This window comes from Streptococcus sp. OH4692_COT-348 (assembly GCF_003859975.1).
Classification (GTDB): Bacteria; Bacillota; Bacilli; order Lactobacillales; family Streptococcaceae; genus Streptococcus.
Map to the genome: position 1 here is coordinate 1 of NZ_RQZB01000039.1, position 880 is coordinate 880.

At 51.2% G+C, this 880-nt stretch carries 9 tRNA genes and 1 rRNA gene; all 10 read left to right on the forward strand.

Going from position 1 to position 880, the window contains the following annotated elements:
* Positions 1-90, forward strand: a 5S ribosomal RNA gene (gene rrf / locus EII37_RS10710); the annotation flags it as partial.
* A 4-nt stretch (positions 91-94) separates the two neighbouring features.
* Positions 95-167, forward strand: a tRNA-Val gene (locus tag EII37_RS10715).
* A gap of 2 nt (positions 168-169) precedes the next feature.
* A tRNA-Asp gene (locus EII37_RS10720) sits at positions 170-242 on the forward strand.
* A 24-nt stretch (positions 243-266) separates the two neighbouring features.
* A tRNA-Lys gene (locus tag EII37_RS10725) sits at positions 267-339 on the forward strand.
* A gap of 5 nt (positions 340-344) precedes the next feature.
* A tRNA-Leu gene (locus tag EII37_RS10730) sits at positions 345-426 on the forward strand.
* A gap of 18 nt (positions 427-444) precedes the next feature.
* Positions 445-517: transfer RNA gene (locus tag EII37_RS10735), tRNA-Thr, on the forward strand.
* A gap of 22 nt (positions 518-539) precedes the next feature.
* Positions 540-611 (forward strand) — tRNA-Gly (locus tag EII37_RS10740).
* 7 nt (positions 612-618) lie between these two features.
* Positions 619-704 (forward strand) — tRNA-Leu (locus EII37_RS10745).
* Positions 705-715: 11 nt separating this feature from the next.
* Positions 716-789, forward strand: a tRNA-Arg gene (locus EII37_RS10750).
* Between the two features lie 15 nt (positions 790-804).
* Positions 805-878 (forward strand) — tRNA-Pro (locus EII37_RS10755).
* Positions 879-880: the final 2 nt, after the last annotated feature.

Consider the following 880-nt stretch of genomic DNA (forward strand, 5'->3'; position numbering starts at 1 on the left):
ACCTGTACCCATGCCGAACACAGAAGTTAAGCCCTAGAACGCCGGAAGTAGTTGGGGGTTGCCCCCTGTGAGATATGGAAGTCGCTTAGCTCTAGGGAGTTTAGCTCAGCTGGGAGAGCATCTGCCTTACAAGCAGAGGGTCAGCGGTTCGATCCCGTTAACTCCCATAGGTCCCGTAGTGTAGCGGTTATCACGTCGCCCTGTCACGGCGAAGATCGCGGGTTCGATTCCCGTCGGGACCGTTTAAGATAACGGAAGTTATTTTAGACTCGTTAGCTCAGTTGGTAGAGCAATTGACTTTTAATCAATGGGTCACTGGTTCGAGCCCAGTACGGGTCATATATGCGGGTTTGGCGGAATTGGCAGACGCACCAGATTTAGGATCTGGCGCTTAACGGCGTGGGGGTTCAAGTCCCTTAACCCGCATTAAGAAATAATAAATGAGCCGGCTTAGCTCAGTTGGTAGAGCATCTGATTTGTAATCAGAGGGTCGCGTGTTCAAGTCATGTAGCCGGCATTTTTGGATAGAAGAAAACAGTGCGAACGTAGTTCAGTGGTAGAACACCACCTTGCCAAGGTGGGGGTCGCGGGTTCGAATCCCGTCGTTCGCTTAGAGAGGCCGGGGTGGCGGAACTGGCAGACGCACAGGACTTAAAATCCTGCGATTGGTAACGATCGTACCGGTTCGATTCCGGTCCTCGGCATATAATAATGAGCACCCTTAGCTCAACTGGATAGAGTACCTGACTACGAATCAGGCGGTTAGAGGTTCGACTCCTCTAGGGTGCATTTTTCTTTTTAACTCGGGAAGTAGCTCAGCTTGGTAGAGTACTTGGTTTGGGACCAAGGTGTCGCAGGTTCGAATCCTGTCTTCCCGATT